The sequence below is a fragment of the Chryseobacterium sp. MYb328 genome (assembly GCF_037572595.1).
Taxonomy (GTDB): Bacteria; Bacteroidota; Bacteroidia; order Flavobacteriales; family Weeksellaceae; genus Chryseobacterium; species Chryseobacterium pennae.
Genome location: NZ_JBBGZQ010000002.1, coordinates 359796 through 384735, shown reverse-complemented (window position 1 = coordinate 384735; position 24940 = coordinate 359796). Strand labels below are relative to the sequence as shown.

The window sequence follows — 24940 nt, the reverse complement described above, 5'->3', positions numbered from 1 at the left end:
CTTTTTACAGTTCTCATCAATAGTTAACCACAAAAGTTTTATTCCAAACACTTTAGCCCTCTTAAGTTAATTTAAACAATACTGTATATAAGTCCTCTTAAGTTTTTTAAAGTCTTTGATTTTCTACTTATATGTCCTTATGATACACAAGGCCTGACACTTTAAATAACTTAAGTATTTTATCTTTTGAGGTTTATATAAAAATAAATAACTTTTTCATATAAAATCAGTGAGCTTTATTTTTAATTATTTTATTCCATATTTTGTGGATTGGAAGCTTAGTTTTTTCAATCCTTGCTGGATTTCAGGAGCATTCATAAATAGCTTCCAGAGAAATCCTGTTCTGTAATTTTCGATCATGGGTGCTATTGTCCCCTGATCAATGGCAAGGTATCTTGGCGTAAACCAATTGTTATAGTTGATGGAAGTTGCATCGTAAGGGCCTGCTGATCCAATGAATTCAGGCTTTTGAGTATAGATAAACCTCAGAAAATCCATGGATTCTTTTGGAGTGTACGGAAAACTGCTTAGAGCAGCTGTAGGGGTTATCACTCCATTGTCATTATTTGGCATATGAGCCGTATAGCCTGTGCTTCCATCCTCATTTCTTGTATATCCGGCCGTGAGTCCCCAATAATTTGGTCCGTAACCTTTCCATTGTTTTGGATTTTCAACACAGTATTTATAATCAATAAGGGTTTGATTTTTATTAATATCAAAATAGTTTTTCACCAATTTATCGGATAATCCTGTCGGATCAAGCCCAATGTATGAATATTGAGCCCAGAAAAGCGGCCCGCCGTATTCTTCGGCATAGTTGTGTTTTACATACAGAGGTAATCCGTATTTTGTTTTGTCGGTAAGGTAGGTTCCGTTTCGGGTCCATCCTTTATAATAAGTTTCAGCATCTATGGAATATGTAGGAGAAGATGCGGCAAGGATATAAGTAATGAGACATTCATTATAGCCTTCAAGTGGGAAATTCATTTCCCATTGATATTCCGGTGACCAGTGCCAGTACAGTACTTTTTCACCTCCTTTGGTGTACCAGTTCCATTGAATTCCTTTCCAGAGTTCATCACATTTTGCAGCCAATTTTTTTTCTTCTGCATTTCCATTTTTAAAGTATTCACGAACCATCAGTATCCCTGAAGTAAGGAATGCTGTTTCTACAAGATCTCCTCCATTATCTTTCTTTCCAAAAGGAACCGTTTTTCCGGTTTCCCCATTGATCCAGTGTGGCCATGCCCCTTTATGACGATCTGCTTTTGCCAGAAAATTCATAATATGGGTTAATCTTTTCACAGCTTCTTTTCTTGGAACAAATCCTCTTTCCACTCCTACCAGTAAAGTTGCCAATCCAAATCCTGATCCTCCTGTTGTAATGACATGCTTGTCATTATCCGGATAGATATTGTCTTCGTGATAACGTTCTCTTCCCAGCATAGAATTGGGTTCCGCATAATCCCAGAAATACTTTAAAGCATCTTGCTGTACTCTATCCATCAGCTGTTCATCCGTAACAGTACTTTTAACTACATTACTTTTTGGTGGTTCCTGTTTTGAAACGTGAGCATTTTTGCAGGAATAAGCAAAGAATAAAGAAGTTACTGCAATTGATAATAGGGTCCTTTTCATTGGTATTGGTTTACTGGTTATAAAAGTAGAGGAGAATTTTCACTCTCCTCTAGTTTATGGTTATTTGTTAATATCCTGGATTTTGTGTAAATGCCCCAGCACTTTCAGTGATGGCATCAAATGGAATCGGGAATAATTCATTTTTTCCAGCTTTGAATCCATAAGAAGCAAGAACTGTAGGAGCCTGTCCTGTTCTTACAAGATCTACAAAGCGATCTCCTTCCATGGCTAATTCTACCCTGCGTTCATTCCAGATTGCGGTTTTAAGGGCTATTTGTGTTGAAGCCGTAGTTCCTGCCAGCTTAGCTCTAGCTCTTACTCTATTCAGATTTGTAGTAGCTACAGAAGTATTTCCTAATTCATTAGCTGCTTCTGCATTGATCAGAAGAATTTCAGCAAATCTTAAAATTCTGATATTCTGAATAGATCCATATCCACAAGCACTTTTATTCAATGCTTTTGGTACATATACCTTTTGGTTATAAGTGGTTACCGATTGAGCATCCCCCATTGCAATTAAATCGCCTTCCGGAGTAATTTCCCCGTTTCTTAAGATGGTAAGTTCTTTTCTGATATCACCTGGTTCAAATGCATTTTCAAGAGCATTAGAAGGGGTAAAGAAGCCCCAGCCAAACTGATCTCTTACACCCTGAACTTCAGCATACTGACTTCCTTTTAATGGAGGGATACAGTCACAGTTTACTTCAAATACAGATTCCTTTCCAAATTCACCTGAAGGTCTGAATACATGATTAAAATCCGGATCTAAATCATATCCCATTGCCATCACCTGATTAGAGGTATCATAGGCTTTCTGCCAGTCTTTTTTATAAAGATATACTTTTGAAAGCAATCCTAATGCGGCTCCCTTTGTTACTCTCCCTAAATCTGAAGCAGGGTAAGTCTGAGGAAGAATTTCTGCCGCACTGGTAAGATCAGAAATAATAAAATTGTATACTTCTTCTACTGAATTTCTCGGAACTTTATAATTGGCCTGAAGCCCGTCAAAAATAGGCACTCCACCATATATCCTTACTAAATTAAAATAAATATAGGCTCTCAGCATTTTTGCTTCTGCAACCAATCTTGTTTTCAGTGCTGAGTCCATTTCAATTTTCGGAACATTCGTGATCACCTGATTACAGCTATTTAGTCCTTGCCATTGTCCGATCCAGTATCCTCTTACACCCTCATCACTTACAGTATAGGTGAAGTTATCATAAACATTGATAAAAGAAGCATCTCCGGGATTGGAACCTTTAACAACATCATCTGCAGGCACTCCAAAAACAAATTGGTAAGGAAAAGCTGAATTATCATAACTTCTCAGAAAACTATAGATAGCATTCGTTGCCAGCATTGCATCCTCCTGTGTCTTGAAAAATGATGCAGCTTCTGTATACCCTTCCTGTTTTATATCTAAATAATCATTGCAACTTGCTGCAAGTGATAATAATGCGATTGATAAAAATATCTTTTTCATAACTCTTTCTTATTAAAATGTTAAATTAAGACCCAAAGTATAAATGGCTGAAATTGGATAAATATTATTATCCACCCCCATTTGTACCCTGTCGGTATTTAAAACTTCAGGTGAGAACCCATTATATTTGAAACTTGTCCATGGATTCTGTGCACTTACATATAATCTTAGCTTTGTAATCGACATCGATTTTGTAAATGATTGAGGTAAATTATATCCCACCTGAATATTTCTGATTCTTATGTAGCTTCCATCTTCTACATAAAAACTGTTGGGTAAAATAATAGCCTGGTTATTGGTTGCCATTGAATAGGTATTGGATGTTCCTTCACCATGCCATCTGTTATTGTAGAAATCCAGATCCCAGCTTTCATTTCCATAGCGCTGCTCTCTGTTGAAATTGTAAATTTTATTTCCGAACACCCCTTGAAAATCAATAGCAAAATCAAAGTCATATACATTCATATTCACACCAAATCCATAAGTCCCTTTTGGAATAGGGCTTCCTAAAAATGTCTTATCTCGAACATCGATCACTCCGTTTCCATCCAAATCTTCAAATCTAAACCCTCCGGCCTGTGCACCATTTTGAACCGCCGATGCATCTACTTCTGCCTTATTCTGAAAAATACCTGCCACCTGGTAACCATAATATGAACCTACAGCCTGTCCTTCCTGAAGTCTTATGATGGAGTTACCATATAAACTGGCCCCTGCATTTAAGTATGAATCATTTAAAACAGAGGTAATCTTATTTTTTAAAGTGGTTAAGTTTCCATATACACCGATTTTTATATGATCATTAATCTTAGTATCGTAATTAACCGAAAATTCAAATCCTTTATTATTAAAAGAGTACGCATTCGTAATATAGTTATTCCAGTTAGAAGCACCGGAAACCATTCCCTGAACAATACCATACACTACATCTTTGGTATCTTTATCAAAATAAGTAGCATCTATTTTCAGTTTATTATTGAACATGGCCATTTCCAATCCGAAATCTTTACCTGTTGTTGTTTCCCAGCCAATATTCGGGTCTATAACTTTGTCTATTGTTTCTGCAGGATATCCGGAATCTCCATAATAAGCTCCTCCCTCCAGTTTAGTAGTATTTAGAGTGTAAGCTCTCTGTACATCCGGATTACCCAGCTTCCCCCAGCTTGCTCTTAATTTTAAAAGATTAACAACATTCTGCTCACTCATAAAGTTTTCTCTGGAAATTACCCATCCTGCACTTACAGCAGGAAATACACGAGATCTGTCATTCGCAGAATACTTAGAAGTTCCATCTCTACGAACCGATGCATTCACTAAGTATTTCCCATCATAATCATAATTAAGCCTTCCGAAAAAGGATTCAATTCTGTCCTGATAAGGAATAACATTTCTTTCTTTTTCATCGAAACTTGTTTTATAAATATCCGTTCCTTTAGAAATATCCAGAGAAGCATTTGTTCCGTTATAATTAACGTTTAAAGCTTCTGCATAGGCCTGAGAATAGGAGTTTCTGGTTCTGGAGAAACCTGCCAGTAATTCTACATTATGTTTTCCAAAATCTTTTTTCCAGCTTAATGTGTTATCCCAGATATAATTTCTGGTTCTCGAATCTCTTGTTATTAATTTATTTGGTTTCTGATCGGCAACAGGAACGTAACCGAATGTTGGGGTATATTCGTATTTATTCGAATTAATATTATCAGAACTATAACTGATTCGTAAAGTAAAATCTTTTAAAAATTTATATTCTCCCCAGATATTATTCAGCAGTCTTTCTTCTCTTGTCTGAGATCTGAATAAATCCATTTTTGCTCTGGAGTTAGGGACTTTTGCTAATGTAAAATATTGGTAATCCCCTGTAGCCGGATTAATTGGAGCATAAACTGGAGGAGATGAATAAGCGTCCAGCAAAGTATTATTTACATGATCTGTACGCATTTTTGAAAAAGTGAAATTATTACCTATGGTTATATTATCTGTAATTTTATAACTCAAATTCACTTTGGTTGTAAATCTATTAAAACCACTGCCTGAATTAATACCTTGTCCTGCTGCCAAATTTCCTTCATCCTGAAGATTTCCGGCACTTACATAATAGTTCAGCTTTCCAAGGTTTCCTGAAGCCGAAATATCATTCGAGTTAATGATACTTGTTCTCAAAATCTCTTTGAACCAATCTGTATCTGCAGGATAAGATGATCTGTCTAAAAATACAGGGTCTTTTACTTTATCATTGATTAGTTTCTCATTATACAGCTTTAGATACTGATCTGAATTAACCATTTTAGGAACGTTCGTTACCGGTTTAATTCCTAGATACGAGTTAAAATTAAAAACCGGTTTTTTACCTCTTCCGGTTTTGGTTTTAATGATCACAGCACCATTGGATGCTCTGGCCCCATAAATTGCCAAACTGGAAGGATCCTTCAGCACACTCATAGATTCAATATCCTGAGGGCTTAGGAATGAGATATCATCTGTAATCATTCCATCAACAATAAAAACAGTTTTCCCCGTTAATGAACTAATTCCTCTGATGTCCACTCTGGGAGAACCTCCTGGTGCTCCGGAGTTTAAAACCTGTACACCTGCTACCCTTCCCTGTATAGAACTAATTGGGTTGGCATTCGGTTTATTCGCTAAATCTTTAGCAGAAACGATTCCGATACTACCGGTCACATTCTCTTTTTTCTGCGATCCATATCCGATCAGAACCACCTCGTCGATCTTCTGCTCTTTGGCAGCAGTATCTTTAGGCTGAGTCTGAGCATTGACATTCATACCAAAGTATAGAACAGCAATGAGACATGAATATTTTACATTACTTTGTTTCATATAGTTTCAATTTTATTCGTACAATCAGATTTTCAACAATGTCTCATTTCGAAGCATTCAATTTCTCAAAAGAAGACATTAGTCAAAAATATAAAAAAAACCGAACTATGTTAAGATATCTTAAAAATTTAAAAACAATTGTATTTTTTTACACAAAAATATAAATATGATTACATTTTGTGAATTTAAATACAAAATAAACACTAATTTAATATCACATCACTAATAACAAAATCATGATTTCAACTCAAAAAATCACCAAATAATTCACTAATCATTAATATTTTGTTAAATACAAAATAGTATTTACCTTTGGTGCAGTTTTTGAGAAAAGCAATAAAAAGATCAATGAAAAAATATATCGTTGCAGCCGCTCTTATCATAGGAACCGGTGCTGTTATTACCACCTCTGTACAATCCTGTACAACATTGGCCACATCTGATATGGGGCTTTCTATTATTAAAAGAATGCTACTCAATGGCATTGATAAGGGAATGGGTATTTATACCAACAAAGAAGCCTTCTTACAGAATAATATGGTAGACAAGGCTCTTCCTAAAGAACTTAGAGAGATCAACTCCATGCTGGAAAAGATAGCGCCATCACTAGTTGCTAAAGAGAGAGATTATATTGCGCAGGCAGCAGCCTATACCGTAAATACTTCAAGGCCCATTCTGCAGGGTGCTGTAAACAGCTTAAACGCGCAGGATGTAACGCGAATCATTGAAGGAACTACTGCAACACAGATCCTTAAGGAAAAAACTTCACAACAGCTTATTGCTGCCATCGCTCCAAAGGTGGATGAAAAGCTTAATGAATATGGCATTGTAAAAACCATCAATACATCTTTAGCAGGAAGTAACTTCCTCGGAAGTCTTCTGGGAGGAAATAAGAACACCGTAAATTCAGGTGGATTAAGCCAGCTTGCTTCTGAACAGTTGGTAGCAGGACTCTTTAATATTATTGAAGATTACGAGCACCAGAACTCCAAGTCACTGCTGGGACCATTTGGAAAATAGAAAAAAATTCGTTATATTTATATATTATATTAGAATTGCAGATGGATATATTACAAGGAAATCAACACGCAAATCCTGAAGACTTTTATAAATCTTTAAAGGAAAAACTGGAAGGTCATCATGATTTTCCTGAGGATTATTTATTTAAATTTATTATTCCTACAGACCAATCAAAACTTACAGAAATTTACAAAGTATTTGATGGTATCAAATTTACATTGGGAAATCGCGAAAGCAAAAATGGAAAATACACAGCCTGCAACATTAATGCATTTGTTTTAGATGCAGATCAGGTAGTGAAAATTTATAAAGAAGTAGCAAAAATAGAAGGCGTTATTCTATTGTAAAAAAGAAACCGTTTCATAATTAAATGAAACGGTTTTTTTTAGCTCTATTCATTAAAAACTATTCTTATTTTTTAATATTTTAATCTATTAAAATAAAGTGAATTAAGGGTAAGAATTAATTCTGAGTCAAAAACCATTATTGACTGTCTCTTATTTTTTGACCTTCACCCTCACTCAAAATGTATAATCATTTTTTTAATAATAAAAACCGCCTCTATTGAGACGGTTTTATCAGCTTAATACTTTGCTGTATTTATTATTATTTCTTAACGAACTTAATGCTTTCTGAAACTTTAGCATTATTAATCGTAATCACGTAAACTCCTTTCACAAGATCAGCTACATGAATCTGATTATCATTAATTTTTCCTTTTTTAACAACTTGTCCTACAGTATTATGAATTTCAAATTGAGATTCTCCGGAAAGTCCTGTAACATTCAGAATATCATTAACCGGGTTAGGGTATACTCCAAAAGTATTTTTCTTATTTACTTCTGTAGTTGATAAAGATTCTCTTGTAGTAAAGGCTTTAGTTTCATAAGAGAATTCACCATTCGTTTCAAATATAGTCTGTCCTGTCCCCGAAGAACCTACAGTTAGTTTTGCATATCCACTTGCACCATTAGCCAATTGTCCGGTTAAACCATCCCCAAAATCATCAGATATTGTAAACACATAGCAATCTGTAGGTAAATCCCATACCTGAGTGATAAGAGCCGGATCTGGATCACCATCTTCGGTATTACCATATCTTCCGGATTTTACAATCTGTCCACTACTGTTTTTAAGATTCCATCTTGTCTCCTGTCCCCATCTGTCTCTCTGTAATTTGAAGGTAACCGTAGTTGTTCCAAAATACTGAGGTGCTACAGGTTTCACATAGTCACCAGATGTAGTATTATTAGTACTTCTCTGATCCGTTGTTCCGTTTACAGAAGCAATAGAGAAGGAAACTCCTGAAGATGCTATAGATGCGTCAACAGGAATATTTATCACACTTGATTTATCCTGAGTAAGATTTCCTGTCCAGTTAAATGTCTGAGCAGCACCTCCACTCATGGTGTAAGTAATAACAGCCGATGTCAGATTAGCGGTACCTCTGTTTGTAATAAGCAGACGCAATGATCCTTGCCCACAATTAACAACTCCTATGGAACATCCGCCATCATATTTTATTTCAGCATCATTTGGAAATAAAGGAATAGCTTGATCTTTAGTAGAAGCTTTCAGCTCCATTCTTCTTGGAGAATTATCCATCACCGTTCTGATCCTTGTTTTCTGATCATTAGTATAGATATTCATACAGGTATCATTGGTATAGTCCATATAATTCTGAACCATTTCAAAAACGTTCGGATCATTACAACTCTGTATAGAAGCATTACATTGATAATTTGCAGTATGTGCAGTAGGGGTATCTGCGCAGTAATCATTACCACATGCAGAGTCTCCCCAGATATGTCTTAATCCCAGGAAGTGGCCTACTTCATGAGTCATTGTTCTTCCTCTGTCATAGCCAGGCTGCATAATGAATGTAGTATCATCATAATCCATACTTCCGAAAGTAGAATATCCGGCAACAACTCCATCCGTAGCTGCAAGACCCATGTTAGGATTCAGACCCGGAAGTGTAGAATTAGAAGGAAACTGGGCATATCCCAATAAACCGTTATCTGCAAAGTCCACACTCCACATGTTCATATATTTGGTTGGATCCCAAATTGTTTTAGTCTTTACAATACTGTCAAGATAATTTGTATACCCTTGGCTTTCATCACCTCTTCCCCAGTAATCTCTACAAAGATTTACTCTATCAATTCCATTGGTAGGATTTCCGTTAGGATCTACTTTTGCAAGTACAAATTCTATTTCAGTATCTGCACCAATTGGGTTGTTATTAAAACCAGGAGTGTTAACTTTTTTTCTGAAGTCGTTAGTCATCACAGTAAGCTGTGACATTACCTGAGTGTCAGAAATATTTGGAGCTACTCCTACATTCTGACCACTGTGGATAACGTGTACTACCACCGGAATTGTAATTACATTTCCAATCTGAGACTTGTCTGCTTTTGCCTTTTCAATCAAAGGAGCAATCCATGCTTCAAACTTCTCTGATGATAATCTGTCTGGAAACTTCTTCTGCAAGTTGTCTTCATATTCAACAGTCCCACATTTTTCCATTCCTTTAGGATCAAGTTCTCTTTTTTCCCACACTTTTTTTGATGGCTTTCCACCATCTCTCTTCTGTGCATTTGAAAATCCAACGCCCATAAAAAACAATACGGCTAAAGAGGATTTAAAAATAGTAGATTTTCTCATTAATATATTTTTTATATTTTAGCAAATATATAAAATTAAATTACTTAACAATTTAACTATTCAATAAAATATTAAATAAAATAAAAATAACACAATGAAGGTATTTTTAACATTAATGAGTATTATTTTAATTACATCAACAATATGTTGCGCTAATCAAAATAAAAAAGATAATAATGAAATAAAAACAACAAAAAACGATAAACAAAAAAAAATTGAAAAAATACAGCTAACAGAGATGACAAGGGGAATCCATCGAAATTCTATTTTTACACCAACCTTTAAAATCACTGTTTTAAATGGCGATTCCACAAAATATACAACAAATCCTTCCGAATGGGATAATATCTCCAGACAGGTAGAAGCTCTTGATCTCTCCAAAATATCAGAACTTCAGTCTCCTACTACAGGCAGATATTCTGATCAGGCCTTATCCGCAACTTTTCTCATTACTTCTGGAGGAACAACATACACTTCCGCAACATTTGACGCCGGCAACCCTCCAAAAGAACTGGAAGCGTTATACTACACTATCCGGCAACCAAAAGGAAAAAAGAAAAAAACACCTTAAACCCATTTAAGTTTCCGGCGGTTATTCCAAAAGAAAAGTATAAAATAAAAAGAGTCCGTTTTAGCTTGTAAAACGGACTCTTTTATATATATAATCAATTATTATTTTTCAATAAAGAACTTCACATTATCAATAGGCCTTCCCAACATGGCTACCGAACCTTTTACCAAAATCGGTCTCTGGATCAGTGAAGGGTTTTCAGACAGAATTTTTATCCATTCTTCTTCAGAATAATTTTTGTCTGCATAGTTATCGGTATACAGTTTATCTGTCTTCCTAATGATATGAAAAACGCTCTGATTAAGCTTCTTCAATACGGTTTTAATCTCCAGAATACTCAAGGGATCTTCAATAATATTGATAATCTCAAAAGGTACTCCGTTTTCATCAAGATACTCTAATACTGCATTTGATTTTGAACAGCTTCCGTTATGTAAAACCTTAACTAACATTTCTAATGATTTTAAAAAATTAAACTCTTCTGTAACAAATTTAACAAGAATTCAGTGGATGTTATCTTAATGTTCTGATAAAAGTTTGTTAAAACAATCCGTTCAATTCTGTTTCAATTTTTTCCAGGATCAATCCGAAATCTTCCGGCTTTTCAACGAAATCCAAATCATCCACTTCAATAATCAAAAGTTTACCTTCTGTATAGTTGGAAATCCATTTTTCATATTTCTGATTCAGTTTTGATAGATATTCAATACTGATAGATGCTTCATATTCACGTCCTCTTTTGTAGATTTTCTTTACCAGATTCGGAACGTCTGATTTCAGATAAATTAAAAGATCCGGCGCCGAAACGAAAGATTTCATCAGATCAAAAACAGATGAATAATTATTGAAATCCCTGTCTGAAAGAAGATTCATATCATTCAGATTCTCCGCAAAGATATGGGCATCTTCATAGATCGTACGGTCCTGAATAATGTTTTTCCCACTTTCTCTGATCTCTTTTACCTGACGGAATCTACTTCCCAGAAAATATACCTGCAATGCAAAGCTCCATTTACTCATATCCGAATAAAAATCCTCCAAATAAGGATTGTGATCTACGTCTTCAAACTGTGCATCCCATCCGTAATGCTTAGAAAGCATCGTGGTTAAAGTTGTTTTTCCTGCTCCGATGTTTCCTGTAACTGCAATATGCATATTCTTTTTCCTTGTATTAACTGATTAATTGATAAGCTTTTCTACACCTGCAGCCTGCACTTCGGAAGTGTCTTCAATCAACTGTTCCAATGTATTGTCAGAAGATTTCTTTTCTGCTTCTCCATCGGGCTTTTCTTCAGTATTTTCTACAGGTTTCCCGGTAGATTGCTCTATGATCTGAAGCTCAGCTTCCTGCTGTTTCTGCTGTCTGGCTTTCTTTACTTTTTCAAGGCTGTAAAGATAAAGCTTGTTCCCCTTGATTTCAAAATAAGAAAGGATGTTTTTATCCACAATTTGTGCATCGGGATCTTCAAAAATGACACTCATCCCTTTCTCAGGAACATATTTTAGAATTGAATTATTAGTAACAACCAGAATATTATCATTCTCTCTTCTGAATCTTTTTCCGTTATCCACCGGAGCTTCAAAGAGTTTTTCAAACTTTACACTATAAATTCTGAGATGTTTTTGAGTAAGAATATAAACTTTACCTTCATATACCAACATATCCATCAAATCCTCGAAACTGATATCAAAAGGAAATGCATTGATGGTGGTATCATTTCTGAAATTATACTGTATTAGTCTCTTTGTACTGTCATCCAATAGCCATAACTGCTGTAAATCTTCAGCATAAGCCATTTTGATAAAGCCAAATTTCTGTTTGAAATCAATACGTTGGATTTCATTCATATTCTGGTCTACAAATTTCATTTCCTGAGCATTCTCCGAAAACAAAGATAAAGTCAGAGGATTTTGTACCGACTGTACCTTATAAGGAACTGTAAGCATCATTTTCCCAATCTGCTTCCCCAAAGAATCGTACTTGGTAAAGCTGAAATCCTTGTTTTTATAGATGTACAGGTTTCCGTAGTCATCAGCCAGCATATCTTTGGCTTCCTTCAGCTTCAAGGTATCCAAAGGAAGAACGTTCTGTGCCGCAGAGGTACAGAAAATGAAAATGCATATCAGATAGATTAATCTCAAAATTCTTTTACTAAGATAGCGCTCCTTTCGGAACGCTACCAATTTACATACTTTATTTTATTCGGATAGAAATTGTTATCAATTTTTCTTATTTAATAACAACTTCATAAATTTTTGGCCAATTCTTTCCTGTGACTAGCATATTTTCTCCTTTGAAGGCAATTCCGTTCAATACGTCATCACTTCCTTTGGTGTTTTGTTTTGCAATTTCGGTAAAATCAAATGTACCTACTACTTCTCCGGTAGCAGGATTGATTTTCAGGATGATTGGTTTTTGCCATACATTAGCATAAAGGAATCCGTTGTGATACTCCAGTTCATTCAACTGATCATATGCCTGTGAACTTCCTGCCACAGCAATATATTTAATCAGTTTTGAAGGATCATTCGGATCAAGGAAATATAAAAGTTTACTTCCGTCTGATGCAATCAGGCTTTTCCCGTCATACGTTAATCCCCAGCCTTCACCCAATACATTTGGATACGCAAATTCTGAAAGTAATTTCAGAGAACTTTTATCATAAATATAGCCTTTCTTACTTTGCCATGTCAGCTGATACACTTTATCTCCCACAATGGTACTTCCCTCTGAGAAATCTTCCGGAGCCTGCTTAGTAGAAGCAAGTGGTGTAGTTGTTCCTAATGTATATTTAAGAATTTGTGAAGATCCGTTCTGACCGTCACTTTCATAAATGGTATTTCCTTCAGCCTGGAATCCCTGTACAAAGTTTTTAGGATCGTGAGGATATTCTGCTACAATCTGGTAAGCAATATTTTTTTCAGGACTTTTTGCAAACACATTGATGGTTGCATCCTGGTTCAATGTTTCTCCGCCTTTGGTTTTGATGTTAAAAGTAACAGCATTATCACCTAATGTAAAAAATTTAGGGTCGATAGTTAAATCTGTAGTTTCCTTATCTCCAAAGCTGATGCTTACGCTTTCTGCATTTTCTGTCACTTCTTTTGGAAGCTGTAATTTATCACCGAAATGATATCCCTTTGCTTCCATAGAATTATTGTATGTATTTAATGTGTTAAGAATCTCCTTATCCTTATTACAAGATGCCAGTAGTAAGATTGCTGCGAAACCCGCTATTATATTTTTTTTCATTGACTTTTTAAATATTTCCCCAAAAATAGCAAATTTTATTCCGTATTGCCAATATTATCCACAGGTTCGCCAAATTGTAGGATATATCCGTTGTTATCATATACTGCGAATTCTCTCATCCCCCATTCAAACGTTTCAATTTCATAACAGATTCGGGCCTTTGTTTTAATGTTTTCCCATAATTCATCCACTTTATTTACATTAAAATAAAATGATCCGGTAAAACCGACTGTGACCGGGTTTTCATGTTTGTTGGGCAAAGCAAGCATGATATACACATCGTCTTTCTGAAGCGAAGCCCAATGCCACTCATCGTTTCTGTCTAATAGCTCAAAACCGAGAATATGAATATAAAACCCTATACTTTCCTCTAAATTTTCAGTCCAAAGCATGGGACGAAGTCCGGTAAATCTGCTCATGATTTTTTATATTTCAAATGTACCTCTGTGAATTTTCATATTGAGAGAAACCCAGATTTCATCATCAATTTTAGCTTCATTTCTAATATCCGGATCAATGGTAAATCCTACTTTTTTATAGCATTCAATCGCTCCGGTATTCCAGTCGTATACATTCAGTTCCGCCAGCTCTCTGTTTAAATGGCTGAATCCGTATTTCAAAAGTTCCTGCATTACCTTTTTACCATAGCCTTTTCCACGGTTATTCTCGTCCCAGATCAGGATTCTTCCCAGCAAAAATGTCTTTTCTTTTAAAAATATCTGAGCATGACCTATTATATTCTGATGCTCCATATCCACTACTTTGAATAAGGTTCGGTTTTCATCAGACAAATCCATTTCAAGCTGACCTTCAGTCAAAGGAAAACGATACATAGGTCCCGCAAACTGAAGTAGAGATCTTTTATCTTTAATTTTTGAAATTAATACTGGCGCATCAACAATACTGAACGGCTGTAATTCTATCATGTTTTATTTTTCTAAATATTCTTTTAAACTCTGACCTAAAATAGCATTCCAGCCTCCGGTAAAATTCTTTCTTGAAAAGCCTTCTCCAAGGTCTTTAAAGTTTTCAATTCCCTCATGGGTTAATGTAACCAGAGTTCCATTATCTTCGGATTGCAGCTCCCATGTTACTGTTGTTTTCTGATCTGAGAAATCAGGATAAGCCCAGGTATGTTTTAATTTTTGACGGGAAATAATTTCCAGAATTTCGCCCTGATGATGGTATTTATTTTCACCTCCCGGTTCGTAGAAATTAAACACATTTCCTAATTCCGGTTCAAAATCCTGAATATCAAAATACCAGGATTTCATTTCATTTTTATCAGTTAATGCCCTCCAAACCTTATCGATGGGAGCATTTATTTTGTATTGAACGGTGATTGGAGTGTTCATATTACTAAAATTTAACTAAATTATTTTAACCACAAAAGTCACAAAAGAATCTTAACACTTAAGTTATTTTAAAGTTAATATTCTTGCCATTGAAAAGAACACTGAAATTTCAGAAATCTGTGAATTTTCACTTTGTGAACCTTATGCAAGTTAACCTTAATTTTAAACCTAGCTTAAATCCTTTTGTGACTTTTGTGGTTTTATATTTACTTTATCGTAAATATTTTATATTATCAGTGGGAAAATCCGGTAATCTTTGCTTCGTCAAAATCCAGCTGCATTTCAATGGTTCTCATCACATGATCATCGAATATTTTTTCTTTTTTCATTCTATGCAACTCATTTCTCTGGGCCTGAATAACCTGACGCAATACATCTTTATTCTCATTGATTGCAGTTACATAATCTCCGGTAGAAGCCATACACTGAGCTTTATCAGCCATCAGCATCATTTCATTTTCCAGTTTATGCTTTTGATGACGAACAAGGCTGTTGGTTACTGCCAGTTCAGAAAAGTCATTATCAAGTTTATGTAAAGCGGTTTCTTTAAGTTTTCTCATCAGGATTACCTCCTGTTTTTCTTCCGGTAATTCACTTCCTGCATCCTGTATATTCAATAATTTCAGGATTGGACTAAGCAATAATCCCTGGCCAACCAACGTAATTAATATGATAACAAAGGTTACGAATAAAATAATGTTTCGATGTGGAAAAGCTTCTCCATTAGGTAAAAATGCTGGGATAGACAATGCAGCGGCTAATGAAACGACTCCCCTCATTGCTGCAAAACTGATGATAAAGGGTTCACGCCAATCGGGTTTCGGAGCTTTTAACCTTAATTCTTTGGAACAGATTCTTGGGAAATACATAAGTGCATAGCTATAGATAATTCTAGTTCCGATTATGGCACCACCAATCACTACGCTGTAGAAAATCCCTTCTGAAACAGTATAATCTGTTAATCCTTCTACAACAATAGGCAGTTCAAGGCCGATCAGGATAAAAATAATGGTATTCATCAGAAATATTAAAACACTCCATACATTTCCGGACTGAATTCTTGAGGTATGACTTAGGTAACAGTGTGAATTATAAGACATCAATAGTCCGCCGGCAACAACGGCCAATACTCCTGAAAAATGAAAGTGCTCTGCTCCCACATACATGATGTAAGGAACAATGAGCGTGATAACAGTATCAATATTGGAATTTGTAGGAATAATTCTCAATAATGCTCCAAACAGAAAACCTATTGCAACACCCATTGCAATTCCCCCAATGGCCATAGTAAAGAAATCCTGAACAGCATCTCTCCAGATAAACTGCCCTGAAATGACTGCTGCAAGGGCAAATTTAAATACAATTAAACTGGATGCATCATTGATCAGGCTTTCTCCTTCCAGAATACTGGTAATTTTTTTTGGAATCTTCATATGCTTCAATACTGAAGTTGCGGCTACAGCATCCGGTGGAGAATTTACTCCTCCCAACAGGAAGCCCATCGCTATGGTAAGTCCCGGAATAATTGAAGATGAAAGATAAGCAACAACAACTGACGTTAAAAAAACCAATCCGAATGCCATGGAAAAGATCTGTTTTCTCCATTTATGAAAATCCTGCCATGAAGTAAACCATGCGGCTTCAAATAAAATAGGAGGAAGAAAAATAAGGAATACAAGATCAGGTTCTATTTCTACCCGGGGCATTCCCGGAACAAAACTGATGAGTAATCCCGCAATCACAAGAAAAATAGGATATGCTACTTTCAGTTTTTGTCCTATCATTACCAATATCATTACAGACAGTAAGACTACAATAGATATTATAACATAGCTGTGAATCATTTTGAGTTAGTTTTTTTTAAGTATTATTTTTTGTTAAGAAATGCTTCTTTATTTAAACCTAATGGATTTTTTAAATTTATCCGTTTGATTTTTTCCTCACGCAGATTTTCCAGATAATGCAGATTTCTTAATCTTTTTAAAGTACAATATTATTTTTTGGAGTGATCGCAGGCGGAAGATCAGTTTCGTCCAGCATATCTCTCATATCGATTTCTATAGTACGGCTGATCTGGGTAATGGGAACATCATTGGCACTTCCTTCAAAAGGATTTACTGATGCTTCTCCTACACTATCCAATGTATGGAAACACCATGTTACCAGTAATGAGAAAGGAATATTGAACCAAATTGTCCATCCTTCCACCATAGAATTTTCTCCCAGTTTATCAAATTCTTTTAGTAATCCGAAAGGAACAAATACAATGAACAACAACAAAAGATAGGTTGTGATAGAAGAAAAATTTCTTGGATAGGGAAAGTTCTTGATTCTTTCTGCTTTTCCCTGACTATCTGTAAATTTCACCAATTGCTGGTTGATCTGTGTCCATTGGAAATCATTGATTTCTCCTTTTTCATAAGCTTCAGACAATTCTTTACTTTGACTAGCCATCAATTGTGTTGCCCTGTTTTTCTTACTCAGGATATATTGAAGTTCTGTTTCTGAAAGGTATTTCTTCAGTTCATCATCCAATTTTGAAAGCCGTTCCGGGATTTCATATTTTTTAGCATATTCATCGAACTGGGCTGATCCTGTATTCTCCCAAATCCTGGGCTCTCTAAGCTGGTACCTTAGCGCCGTCAGCCATGCATAATGACGCAGGAACATCGTTTTTACTGTATCTGAATCTTTTGAAACAAGAGCATCCCTTAAGATATACCCAAAGCTTCTGCTATCATTAATAATAGCTCCGTAAATCTGTCTTGCCTCCCAAAGCCTGCTGTAACTGGCGTTATTTTTGAACCCAACGATGAAGGCAACTGCTGTTCCCATGATTGCAATGGGTTGCCAGGGTACAGAAAGAAATTTCCAACCTAAGAAATAAAAAATCGTAGGAATGGCAGCCAATATAATTAAGGCATAAATACTGCGTCGTGTCCAACTGATGAACTCACGCGCTCCAAATCTTTTTCCTGAATGCATTATGTGTTATTTTTGTGTGTTAATTATTTAATAGTTTTCATCAGCGCATCCAGCAGAAAGGTCAGAATCAGTTTTTGGTAAATGGGATATTGTTATAAAAACCAATCTGGATCTGTCCTCTGTTTCTGTTTTCCTGAATCTGATTCATATATCCGGCTTCAATCCGCATATTTTTATTAATGACGTATCCTAAAGCTCCATAGACTCTGTTTCTATCAAAAACAGGGCTGTTGAAATGCAGGAAAATTTCATTATATACGGATGCGTATAATGTTTTCGGCAGCATTTCCTTTTGAGTGATCGGAATATTGAATCCCAGCATATAACGGAATCTCATTCTAAAATCGTCTTCCAGAAAACGTTCTTCCAAACGGTAGCGGTGCTGAAGGTTAAAACGTCCAAACTTCTGTTTGGTAATGTACTGCTGGAAAATTCTGTGTTCTATATTTTCCTTTTTATCTCCGTTTACATATGGCTGGCTAAGTATGAATCCATATCCCAATAACACGTTATTATTGTTTTCGGTGAGATCATACCCAATTCCGGTACGGATCAGAAGCTGCTCCAGATCACCAACGGCATCAAAGTTTCTGTATTGTACCTCATTGTGCCAGTTCAGTTTTTTGCTGATTTTATTATTTCCAAAATACATATACCATGCACCAAGATCACTTTTCTGTGCAAATGTAAAAACGGATCCCAAACCCAATACCGTGAATGCCAACTTCGTAAAAACCTTTCTCATGTTTATCAATTACTATTATCTATCGTTTTAACAAAATTAATATTTTAAATCAATAATAGCAAGCGATATTTTATGATTGATTCCATCGAATTTGTATATTAGGTAGCATTCAATCTGGCTCCTATCAAATTTATCTAGTCTTAATCAGGAATCTGTTCCACCAGAACTTCTTTTCGATCTTTATCAAAATAAGTACAGGTCATTGCTCCCAGATTTATTACCCAGCCTTCGATTCCGTTTTCTGCACAGTCCTTACAGAATGTCATGTAATCTGTGCCTCCCTGCTGGTGAAGTTTTAATCTTGTTTTAAAATTTTCAAGATTCATCTTTTCAGAAACAATAAGTTTCTCATACTTAGCTCCTGTATGGACAGATTGATTATGACTATCAGAATATTCTGTGTTTCCATCATCAACATAGGCTGTATAGTGAGAGACACCTAGATTTTTAATAGCTTTTATATAGTGTGGGAAATCGGCTCCACTTTTTACTTTTTTATGCTCCGCTTTAATCTCTTCAATGGTAAATTTCATCATGTTATTTTAATTAATTATTATTATACTTATTCAAATTTAAAAATTTTCGGGATGCAAATATAACATCAAATAAAAAACCGGCAGTATGGCTGCCGGTAACTTATAACTATATTTCATATACAAAATATGAATCTTACGGATGTTGCTGCATTTTGGCAGGATCATCGTAATTAACCATCCAGTTGATCCCGAATTTATCAGTAAACATTCCAAAGTAAGCTCCCCAGAAAGTATCAGCCAATGGCATTGTTACCTGCCCATCTGCAGAAAGGCCATTGAATAATTTCTCTGCTTCTTCTTTGGATTCTGCATTAATAGAAATAGAGTAATTGTTTCCTTCTTTAAAGTTGGATGCCCATTCTCCGCCTGTATCACTGCCCATTAATACCGTTTCTTTGGAAATAGGAAGGGTAACGTGCATGACTTTGTTTTTATCTTCTTCTGGAAGCTCTTTTCCTTCCATTGGAGGCATTTCTCCAAAAGTTCCGATATAAGGATATTCTCCTCCGAAAACCGACTTATAGAAATCGAATGCTTCTCTGCAGTTTCCATTAAATGTTAAATAAACGTTTACTGTTGCCATGATTGTTTTTTAGTTAAGTTTTAATTTGTTTTGAAGTTTATCTATGCTGATCGATCAGGATCATATTTCCATCCGGATCTTTCAGGTACATATGTTCAGGGCCTGAAGTAGTTTCATCAGCTTCTTTATCAATTTCTACTCCATTTTCCTTCAAACGCTTCTGGATTTCACGTACATCGTCAAAGGATTCAAGATTTTGGGCATTTTCATCCCATCCCGGATTGAAAGTAAGCATATTCCCATCAAACATTGCCTGGAACAGCCCAATCAAAGTGGATCCGTTTTTCATGATCAGATAATTTTGCTCTGTAGCTCCTGCCATAGTTGCGAAGCCCAGCTTTTCATAGAAATCTTTGGACTTCTGAAGGTCTTTTACACTTAGACTGATTGAAAATGCTCCTAGTTTCATATTTTTAAGATTGATTGTGGACTAAGCCTTTTAGAAATTATATTTGTACGATTAAAGACAAATTTGCTTTACTGATTTTTTAAACGGGTTTTAAACTCCAGACTTCCGTCATAGCTTTTCCAGTCACCAATCAGTTCAATATACTGCCCTTCTACTTTTTCAGTTTTTCTATTCCATTTAAAGTTGTAAACGAATCGGCCTTTAAAGGTTCCTGAATGTTTTCCTTTATTCTCTTCAGACAATTCATATTCACCAAACACAGTTCCTTGTTTCTTGGCATCCTTATATTTTAAAATGGTAATTTTTCCTTCAAATTTTGCATAATTGGTGTCCACAAGAGAATATCCTGAAACAAAATATTCCTGGTCATTTTTTTTATTCTGTTCAGCAGTATTGATTTTAAGTTTCAGTTCCTGTCCCTTATTTCCAATAGTCCCGATATAAGGTTTACTGTTATTCAGCCATGTATTTGAGATATCCGGCATTTGTGCCAATACAAAATTGGCAGCCAGGATGAAGAGCAATAAAAGTTTTTTCATACAGTGATTTTTTAGACTCCGAATTGTGACAGGTGATGGTTCAGATGTTTTGCAAACATATTATTCCATTCCTGAGCATTTAATTTTCCAAAAGAAAAAGACTCTTTACCATCAAAAGCATCTGCTCCCAATTGCTGGGTCTTCTGAATAAAACCGATCAGTCTAATTTTCTCTTCATCGAAGTTCTTTCTTCCCGTAACCAAAAACTGAGGAGCTGTGGGGGAATCCCTTGGGTATGCTTTTTCACCTACTACTTTAGGCTTAACAAAAGTCTTTAAAATAAACTTCGCAATTGCGCCCGGCTTTTTATGTTTTTCAGGCTCATATATCATTTCATAGGTTACACTACAGTGCGCCAACATCTGATCCACCGTCATTTTTCCCCATAATCCATGAGTATCTTCTACCAGTCTGTTTATTCTATCAATATAGTTTTGAGCATCTTTTGCGTCAAATACATTTTCCATATACGATCTGTTTTTACTACAGACAAATATATCAGTTTTTTTGTTTGATTTTTATTGTGGGAAGAATTTTTGTTGTGAGTTTTGGGATGTGGCTTGCTAAGTTTGAGCATCTGAAAATTCCAGCGTATTATACATTTTCGCCTTCCGAAGCTTCTTCCGCTTCAATTTCCTGCGGAACCGGTTTTTTGAATATAAACCAAAGTTTGATTTTTAAAGCAATCCATCCTATAATAGCATAAACCACTAAGAGAATACTTAAGTGCTCCAGATATGGGAAAGTAAGCTCTACAGATCCTTTCTGAATCAGCAGAATTTTAAATGCCTGTAAAAAAGGAGTGAGCGGAATAATATTCGCAATAAACTGTACAAAGGCAGGCATTGCATTTAAAGGCCATGTAAAACCACTGATAATAAATGCCGGTGAAGCAATAACCATAAGAATCTGTGTGGCTTTCAAAGCATCCGGGATCAATATACTGATAAACACACCAAGGAAAGAAACTGAGCCTACAAAAACAGCTGTAAGAAGAATAAAATTAAATATACCTTCCGGCATCGGTACTTTGAAAATCATGTGCATCAGATAATAGACACTCACGATAAGAATGGAAAATACCCAAATCGGAATAACCTTAATCAACATCGTAGGAAATGCCCATTTTTTCATTTTCGCATACTCTTTTACGAAAGATCCTCTCTGGAATTCTGCTGCAAAACTTACTGCCATTGCCAACAGAATTACCTGCTGCAATACTACCGCCAACATAGCCGGCCACATAAAGATAAGGTAGTTGCTGGTTGTATTGAAAAGAGTGATATAGTTTGTTTTAAAAGGCTCATATTGTGTAACAGCCTTTGCTGCAGGCATTCCTGCTTTCTGTAAAGCCTTGATGGATGCCCCGGCAGAGAATGTCCCTATAGTAAGCTGGAGTGCTTTGGAAGCAAAGTTTGCTGTCAAAACGTTTCCGGTATTTACATATACGTTCAGTTCAGGGTATTTTTTCTGAAGCATATCTCCTTCAAAACGGGAAGGAATAATAACAACTGCCGCCGCCTCATGACGGATCACCTCATCTTTTATACTCAAAGGCTCCTGCAGGTATTTTATGACTTTGATACTTTTATTATCATCCAGCATTTCGGTTAACTGACTGGACAATGGCGTATTGTCTCTGTCAACAACCAATACAGGTGTATTTTCAACTTTTCCGCTTTGATAGACAAACCCCAGCAAGGTTGCATAAAAAACCGGTGCCAAAAAGAACACAGTTCTTAAGGTAGAATTGCTGATAAAAAGTTTGAACTCACGTTTTAAAAGACGGAAAAATTCTTTCATCTGTATATTTTAAAATTGTAAATAACCTGACGGAGTCTTTTTACAAAAGGAACATCCGTCATATTTTATTTCGTATTATTTAAGGATCACATTGGCATTCACCAAGAGCCCTTTTGCTTTATTCATATCTGTGGGTTTCACCTTGATCTCATAGACCGCATCCTGCAGCTGGTAATCCGGATAAGCAGTAGTGATATCTGCATATCTTGTAAGCTGTTTGATATAAACAACTGTTCCTGCCAGATTTTCTTTATTGTAAACAACCTGCATAGTAACGTTCTGCCCTTTTTTGTATTTTGAAATGGCACTTTCAGGAACGGTGAATCTGAAATAAGTACTTTCAGGAATATATCCGTTGAACAAAGCAAATCCGGCTGTTGCCAATTCTCCGGTATTTAAACTGATGGTTTCAATTTCCATATCGTTGGTTGCAATAACGTATCTTTCAGAATAAGCTACATTGGCTTCCTGTAAAGCTCCTTTAGCCTGGGAAGCCTGCCCTGCCGCCATTTCTACTTTTTCGAAACGCGTTCCTCTGTTCACATCATCCAGTTCTGCTATTACAGCATCATACTGTGCTTTTGCACCCTGAAGCTTTGCATAAATTTCATCATGTGCCTGCGGAGACATCAGGCTGTCCCGGAACATATTATTGGCTCTTCTGTAGGATTTCTGTGCAAATTCATATTGCTCCTTTAATCCTTTATACTTTGCCTGAAGCTGTCTCAGCTGATCCGGTGTTGCTCCGTTTTTTGCCATCTGCTCCTGAGCGGTTGCAGCATTCACGGCTCCCTGCGCCTGTGCTATTTTTGCAGAAACCTCGGGAACATCAAGCTGGGCCAGGGTATCTCCTTTTTTTACAGACTGTCCTTCAGAGACATATATTTTTAAGATTCTTCCGGTAACCTTCGGAGCAAAAGAGATCACATCCTTTTTGGTTTTTCCTTCAGGTTCTTTTATCTTTTCGTTCTTTTTATCGCAACTTCCCAATAAAAACAGAGAAGCAATGAGTATAGATATATTTTTATGCATCATTTTAATTTTTAAGGGATTAAATAAAATCTGGTGATATCCAGTTCCTGAGTAGACCTCATCAGTTCTATTCCTGCTCTTCTCTGGTTGAAAATTGCATTCTGATATTCAAGTTCTACTGCTTCAAGGTCATTTTCCGCATCGATAAGCTGTGATGATTTGCTCATTCCATATCTGAATTCTTTTTCAGCCTGTACCAATGCATTTTTAGCCAATTCTTTTTCTTTAGCCTTTAAAGTGATCTGAGCAGAAGCAATATCATAATTGGTCTGGTTATTGGCCAGATTTAGAGTTAGCTTTTTCAGGGCATCTTCTTTTTGATTCTGCAATACTTCTTTACCAACTTTTGCTGTTTCTTCAGCATGCTTTCCTTCTTTTCCGTCAAAAATTTCCCATTTAAATCCAACACCAGCTGTAATCAACGGAAAAACATTGATATTGTTTGGGGTCCAGTCCAGTTTTTTCCCTTCATATCCTAATAATGGAACGGCAGGAACTACATTTTCAGAACTTTTGATACGGTTTCCGTATAACCCGATGTAATAAGCTGAGGCCATCAACTGAACTTTTGGAATCATCCAGGTCTTTTCAGCTTTTATTTTATAATCTGCAGCACTGATCCCATGCTCAAGGGCACGAACTTCAGCTCTCTGCTCTATTCCTTTTTCTGCAGCAAGAAGCTCTACAGGAGATAGTACGGGGTCTATCATTCTTAAACGTTCCCTGTCGATTCCTGTTAAAATATAAAGCTGGGTAAGAAGCAATTCCTTTTTCCCTTCATATTCTACCATCTTTGCATTTAAAGTAGCCTGAGCCAGTTCAATTTTTTTGTGATCGTAAGGAGTGATCAGACCATAGCCTAAAGCTTTGTCTGCTGTTTTTTTGTTGATGTCCAGTCTTTTTTTACTTTCGTCCAATACCTTTTTAGACTGATGGATCAATGCCAGCTGGTCATAGGCTTTGGAAATAGTGGCAACCACTTCATCTTTTGTTTTTTCCAGCAGTACTTCTTCAGATTTTTTCTTCTCTTCCACTGCTTTTTTCAGATATTTCACCTTCCCTCCAGAGTATAGCAGCATCTTGGCATCTGCCTTGGCAACGCCTGAAAACCCTGATACATTGAAATTATTGTTGAAAGTACCTTCCGGAATATTGATGAAGGGAGCGAGATTAATTTCCGGTGACGTAAGTCTTGCTGTTCCGTTAAGATAACCTGCTTTACCACTTAATTCCAGAGTAGGAAGAAAGATATCTTTTAATTTATGTTCATCAAGATCGGTAAGCTTGTTTTGGGTAATCTGCATTTTCAGGTTCGAGTCCCGAACCATAGCACTATCCAAAAGTTCTTTAAAATCCGGCGCAGACTGTGCCCAGCCAAAAGCAGGAAAAGCAAAAAAACTAAACGTAAAAATCAATAAATTGTTTTTCATGGTTTATGTTTATAACAAATATAATGCAAAAATTGTTAAAATACTCAAAGATAATT

General features: G+C 35.9%; 25 protein-coding genes. 3 read left to right on the top strand and 22 right to left on the bottom strand.

Annotation, left to right across the window (positions count from 1 at the left end):
- Positions 1-246: 246 nt before the first annotated feature.
- The 3 genes from WH267_RS03725 to WH267_RS03715 form a co-directional block, all read right to left on the bottom strand.
- Complete coding sequence (locus WH267_RS03725; protein ID WP_340005826.1) at positions 247-1638, bottom strand: glucoamylase family protein; 1392 nt, start codon at positions 1636-1638, stop codon at positions 247-249.
- Positions 1639-1705: 67 nt separating this feature from the next.
- On the bottom strand, positions 1706-3121 hold the full coding sequence (locus tag WH267_RS03720; protein ID WP_123318708.1) for a RagB/SusD family nutrient uptake outer membrane protein: 1416 nt from the start codon (positions 3119-3121) through the stop codon (positions 1706-1708).
- Positions 3122-3133: 12 nt separating this feature from the next.
- Positions 3134-5956: a SusC/RagA family TonB-linked outer membrane protein gene (locus WH267_RS03715; RefSeq protein ID WP_340005822.1), complete on the bottom strand. Its 2823-nt coding sequence runs from the start codon at positions 5954-5956 to the stop codon at positions 3134-3136.
- Positions 5957-6304: 348 nt separating this feature from the next.
- Here WH267_RS03715 and WH267_RS03710 point away from each other — a divergent pair, with 348 nt between their 5' ends.
- Complete coding sequence (locus WH267_RS03710; RefSeq protein WP_115971284.1) at positions 6305-6976, top strand: DUF4197 family protein; 672 nt, start codon at positions 6305-6307, stop codon at positions 6974-6976.
- Between the two features lie 41 nt (positions 6977-7017).
- Positions 7018-7323, top strand: a complete 306-nt coding sequence (locus WH267_RS03705) for a DUF493 family protein (RefSeq protein WP_115971285.1) — start codon at positions 7018-7020, stop codon at positions 7321-7323.
- A 259-nt stretch (positions 7324-7582) separates the two neighbouring features.
- On the opposite strand, the gene WH267_RS03700 is transcribed toward WH267_RS03705, so the two are convergent.
- On the bottom strand, positions 7583-9643 hold the full coding sequence (locus WH267_RS03700; protein ID WP_340005820.1) for a M43 family zinc metalloprotease: 2061 nt from the start codon (positions 9641-9643) through the stop codon (positions 7583-7585).
- A gap of 94 nt (positions 9644-9737) precedes the next feature.
- Between WH267_RS03700 and WH267_RS03695 the strand changes: the two genes are divergently transcribed.
- The gene (locus WH267_RS03695) at positions 9738-10214 is read left to right on the top strand and encodes a hypothetical protein (protein ID WP_340005818.1); all 477 of its coding nucleotides are present in this window, start codon (positions 9738-9740) and stop codon (positions 10212-10214) included.
- A 101-nt stretch (positions 10215-10315) separates the two neighbouring features.
- On the opposite strand, the gene WH267_RS03690 is transcribed toward WH267_RS03695, so the two are convergent.
- The 18 genes from WH267_RS03690 to WH267_RS03605 all read right to left on the bottom strand — a co-directional run bounded on the left by WH267_RS03690 (position 10316) and on the right by WH267_RS03605 (position 24884).
- Entirely contained in the window at positions 10316-10666 is a 351-nt protein-coding gene (locus WH267_RS03690; protein WP_115971289.1) for an ArsC/Spx/MgsR family protein, read from the bottom strand.
- An 88-nt stretch (positions 10667-10754) separates the two neighbouring features.
- Positions 10755-11369 carry a deoxynucleoside kinase gene (locus WH267_RS03685; RefSeq protein ID WP_115971290.1) on the bottom strand — a complete coding sequence of 205 codons (615 nt, stop codon included), beginning with the start codon at positions 11367-11369 and terminating at the stop codon, positions 10755-10757.
- Between the two features lie 24 nt (positions 11370-11393).
- Positions 11394-12356, bottom strand: a complete 963-nt coding sequence (locus WH267_RS03680; RefSeq protein ID WP_340005813.1) for a hypothetical protein — start codon at positions 12354-12356, stop codon at positions 11394-11396.
- 88 nt (positions 12357-12444) lie between these two features.
- The gene (locus WH267_RS03675) at positions 12445-13467 is read right to left on the bottom strand and encodes a glutaminyl-peptide cyclotransferase (protein ID WP_123318703.1); all 1023 of its coding nucleotides are present in this window, start codon (positions 13465-13467) and stop codon (positions 12445-12447) included.
- A gap of 35 nt (positions 13468-13502) precedes the next feature.
- Positions 13503-13886, bottom strand: a complete 384-nt coding sequence (locus WH267_RS03670; protein ID WP_340005811.1) for a VOC family protein — start codon at positions 13884-13886, stop codon at positions 13503-13505.
- A 6-nt stretch (positions 13887-13892) separates the two neighbouring features.
- Positions 13893-14393, bottom strand: coding sequence for a GNAT family N-acetyltransferase (locus WH267_RS03665; protein ID WP_340005809.1), 501 nt, complete (start codon positions 14391-14393; stop codon positions 13893-13895).
- Positions 14394-14396: 3 nt separating this feature from the next.
- Positions 14397-14822, bottom strand: a complete 426-nt coding sequence (locus tag WH267_RS03660) for an SRPBCC family protein (RefSeq protein ID WP_340005807.1) — start codon at positions 14820-14822, stop codon at positions 14397-14399.
- Between the two features lie 233 nt (positions 14823-15055).
- Entirely contained in the window at positions 15056-16666 is a 1611-nt protein-coding gene (locus WH267_RS03655; protein ID WP_340005805.1) for a Na+/H+ antiporter, read from the bottom strand.
- A gap of 136 nt (positions 16667-16802) precedes the next feature.
- Complete coding sequence (locus WH267_RS03650; protein ID WP_340005803.1) at positions 16803-17807, bottom strand: bestrophin family protein; 1005 nt, start codon at positions 17805-17807, stop codon at positions 16803-16805.
- Between the two features lie 67 nt (positions 17808-17874).
- Complete coding sequence (locus WH267_RS03645; RefSeq protein WP_123318699.1) at positions 17875-18552, bottom strand: DUF2490 domain-containing protein; 678 nt, start codon at positions 18550-18552, stop codon at positions 17875-17877.
- A gap of 140 nt (positions 18553-18692) precedes the next feature.
- Positions 18693-19088 carry a DUF1398 domain-containing protein gene (locus tag WH267_RS03640; protein ID WP_340005801.1) on the bottom strand — a complete coding sequence of 132 codons (396 nt, stop codon included), beginning with the start codon at positions 19086-19088 and terminating at the stop codon, positions 18693-18695.
- A gap of 133 nt (positions 19089-19221) precedes the next feature.
- Complete coding sequence (locus WH267_RS03635; protein ID WP_115971299.1) at positions 19222-19671, bottom strand: VOC family protein; 450 nt, start codon at positions 19669-19671, stop codon at positions 19222-19224.
- Between the two features lie 37 nt (positions 19672-19708).
- The gene (locus WH267_RS03630) at positions 19709-20080 is read right to left on the bottom strand and encodes a VOC family protein (protein ID WP_340005797.1); all 372 of its coding nucleotides are present in this window, start codon (positions 20078-20080) and stop codon (positions 19709-19711) included.
- A gap of 68 nt (positions 20081-20148) precedes the next feature.
- Positions 20149-20619: a hypothetical protein gene (locus WH267_RS03625; RefSeq protein WP_123318696.1), complete on the bottom strand. Its 471-nt coding sequence runs from the start codon at positions 20617-20619 to the stop codon at positions 20149-20151.
- Positions 20620-20630: 11 nt separating this feature from the next.
- Positions 20631-21086 (bottom strand): DUF1569 domain-containing protein, encoded by a 456-nt coding sequence (locus tag WH267_RS03620; RefSeq protein WP_115971302.1) that lies wholly within the window; start codon positions 21084-21086, stop codon positions 20631-20633.
- A 127-nt stretch (positions 21087-21213) separates the two neighbouring features.
- Complete coding sequence (locus WH267_RS03615) at positions 21214-22422, bottom strand: ABC transporter permease (RefSeq protein ID WP_115971303.1); 1209 nt, start codon at positions 22420-22422, stop codon at positions 21214-21216.
- A 75-nt stretch (positions 22423-22497) separates the two neighbouring features.
- Positions 22498-23454 (bottom strand): HlyD family secretion protein, encoded by a 957-nt coding sequence (locus WH267_RS03610; protein ID WP_115971411.1) that lies wholly within the window; start codon positions 23452-23454, stop codon positions 22498-22500.
- Positions 23455-23465: 11 nt separating this feature from the next.
- A complete protein-coding gene (locus WH267_RS03605; RefSeq protein WP_340005792.1) occupies positions 23466-24884 on the bottom strand; it encodes a TolC family protein in 1419 nt (472 codons plus the stop codon).
- Positions 24885-24940 lie beyond the last annotated feature (56 nt).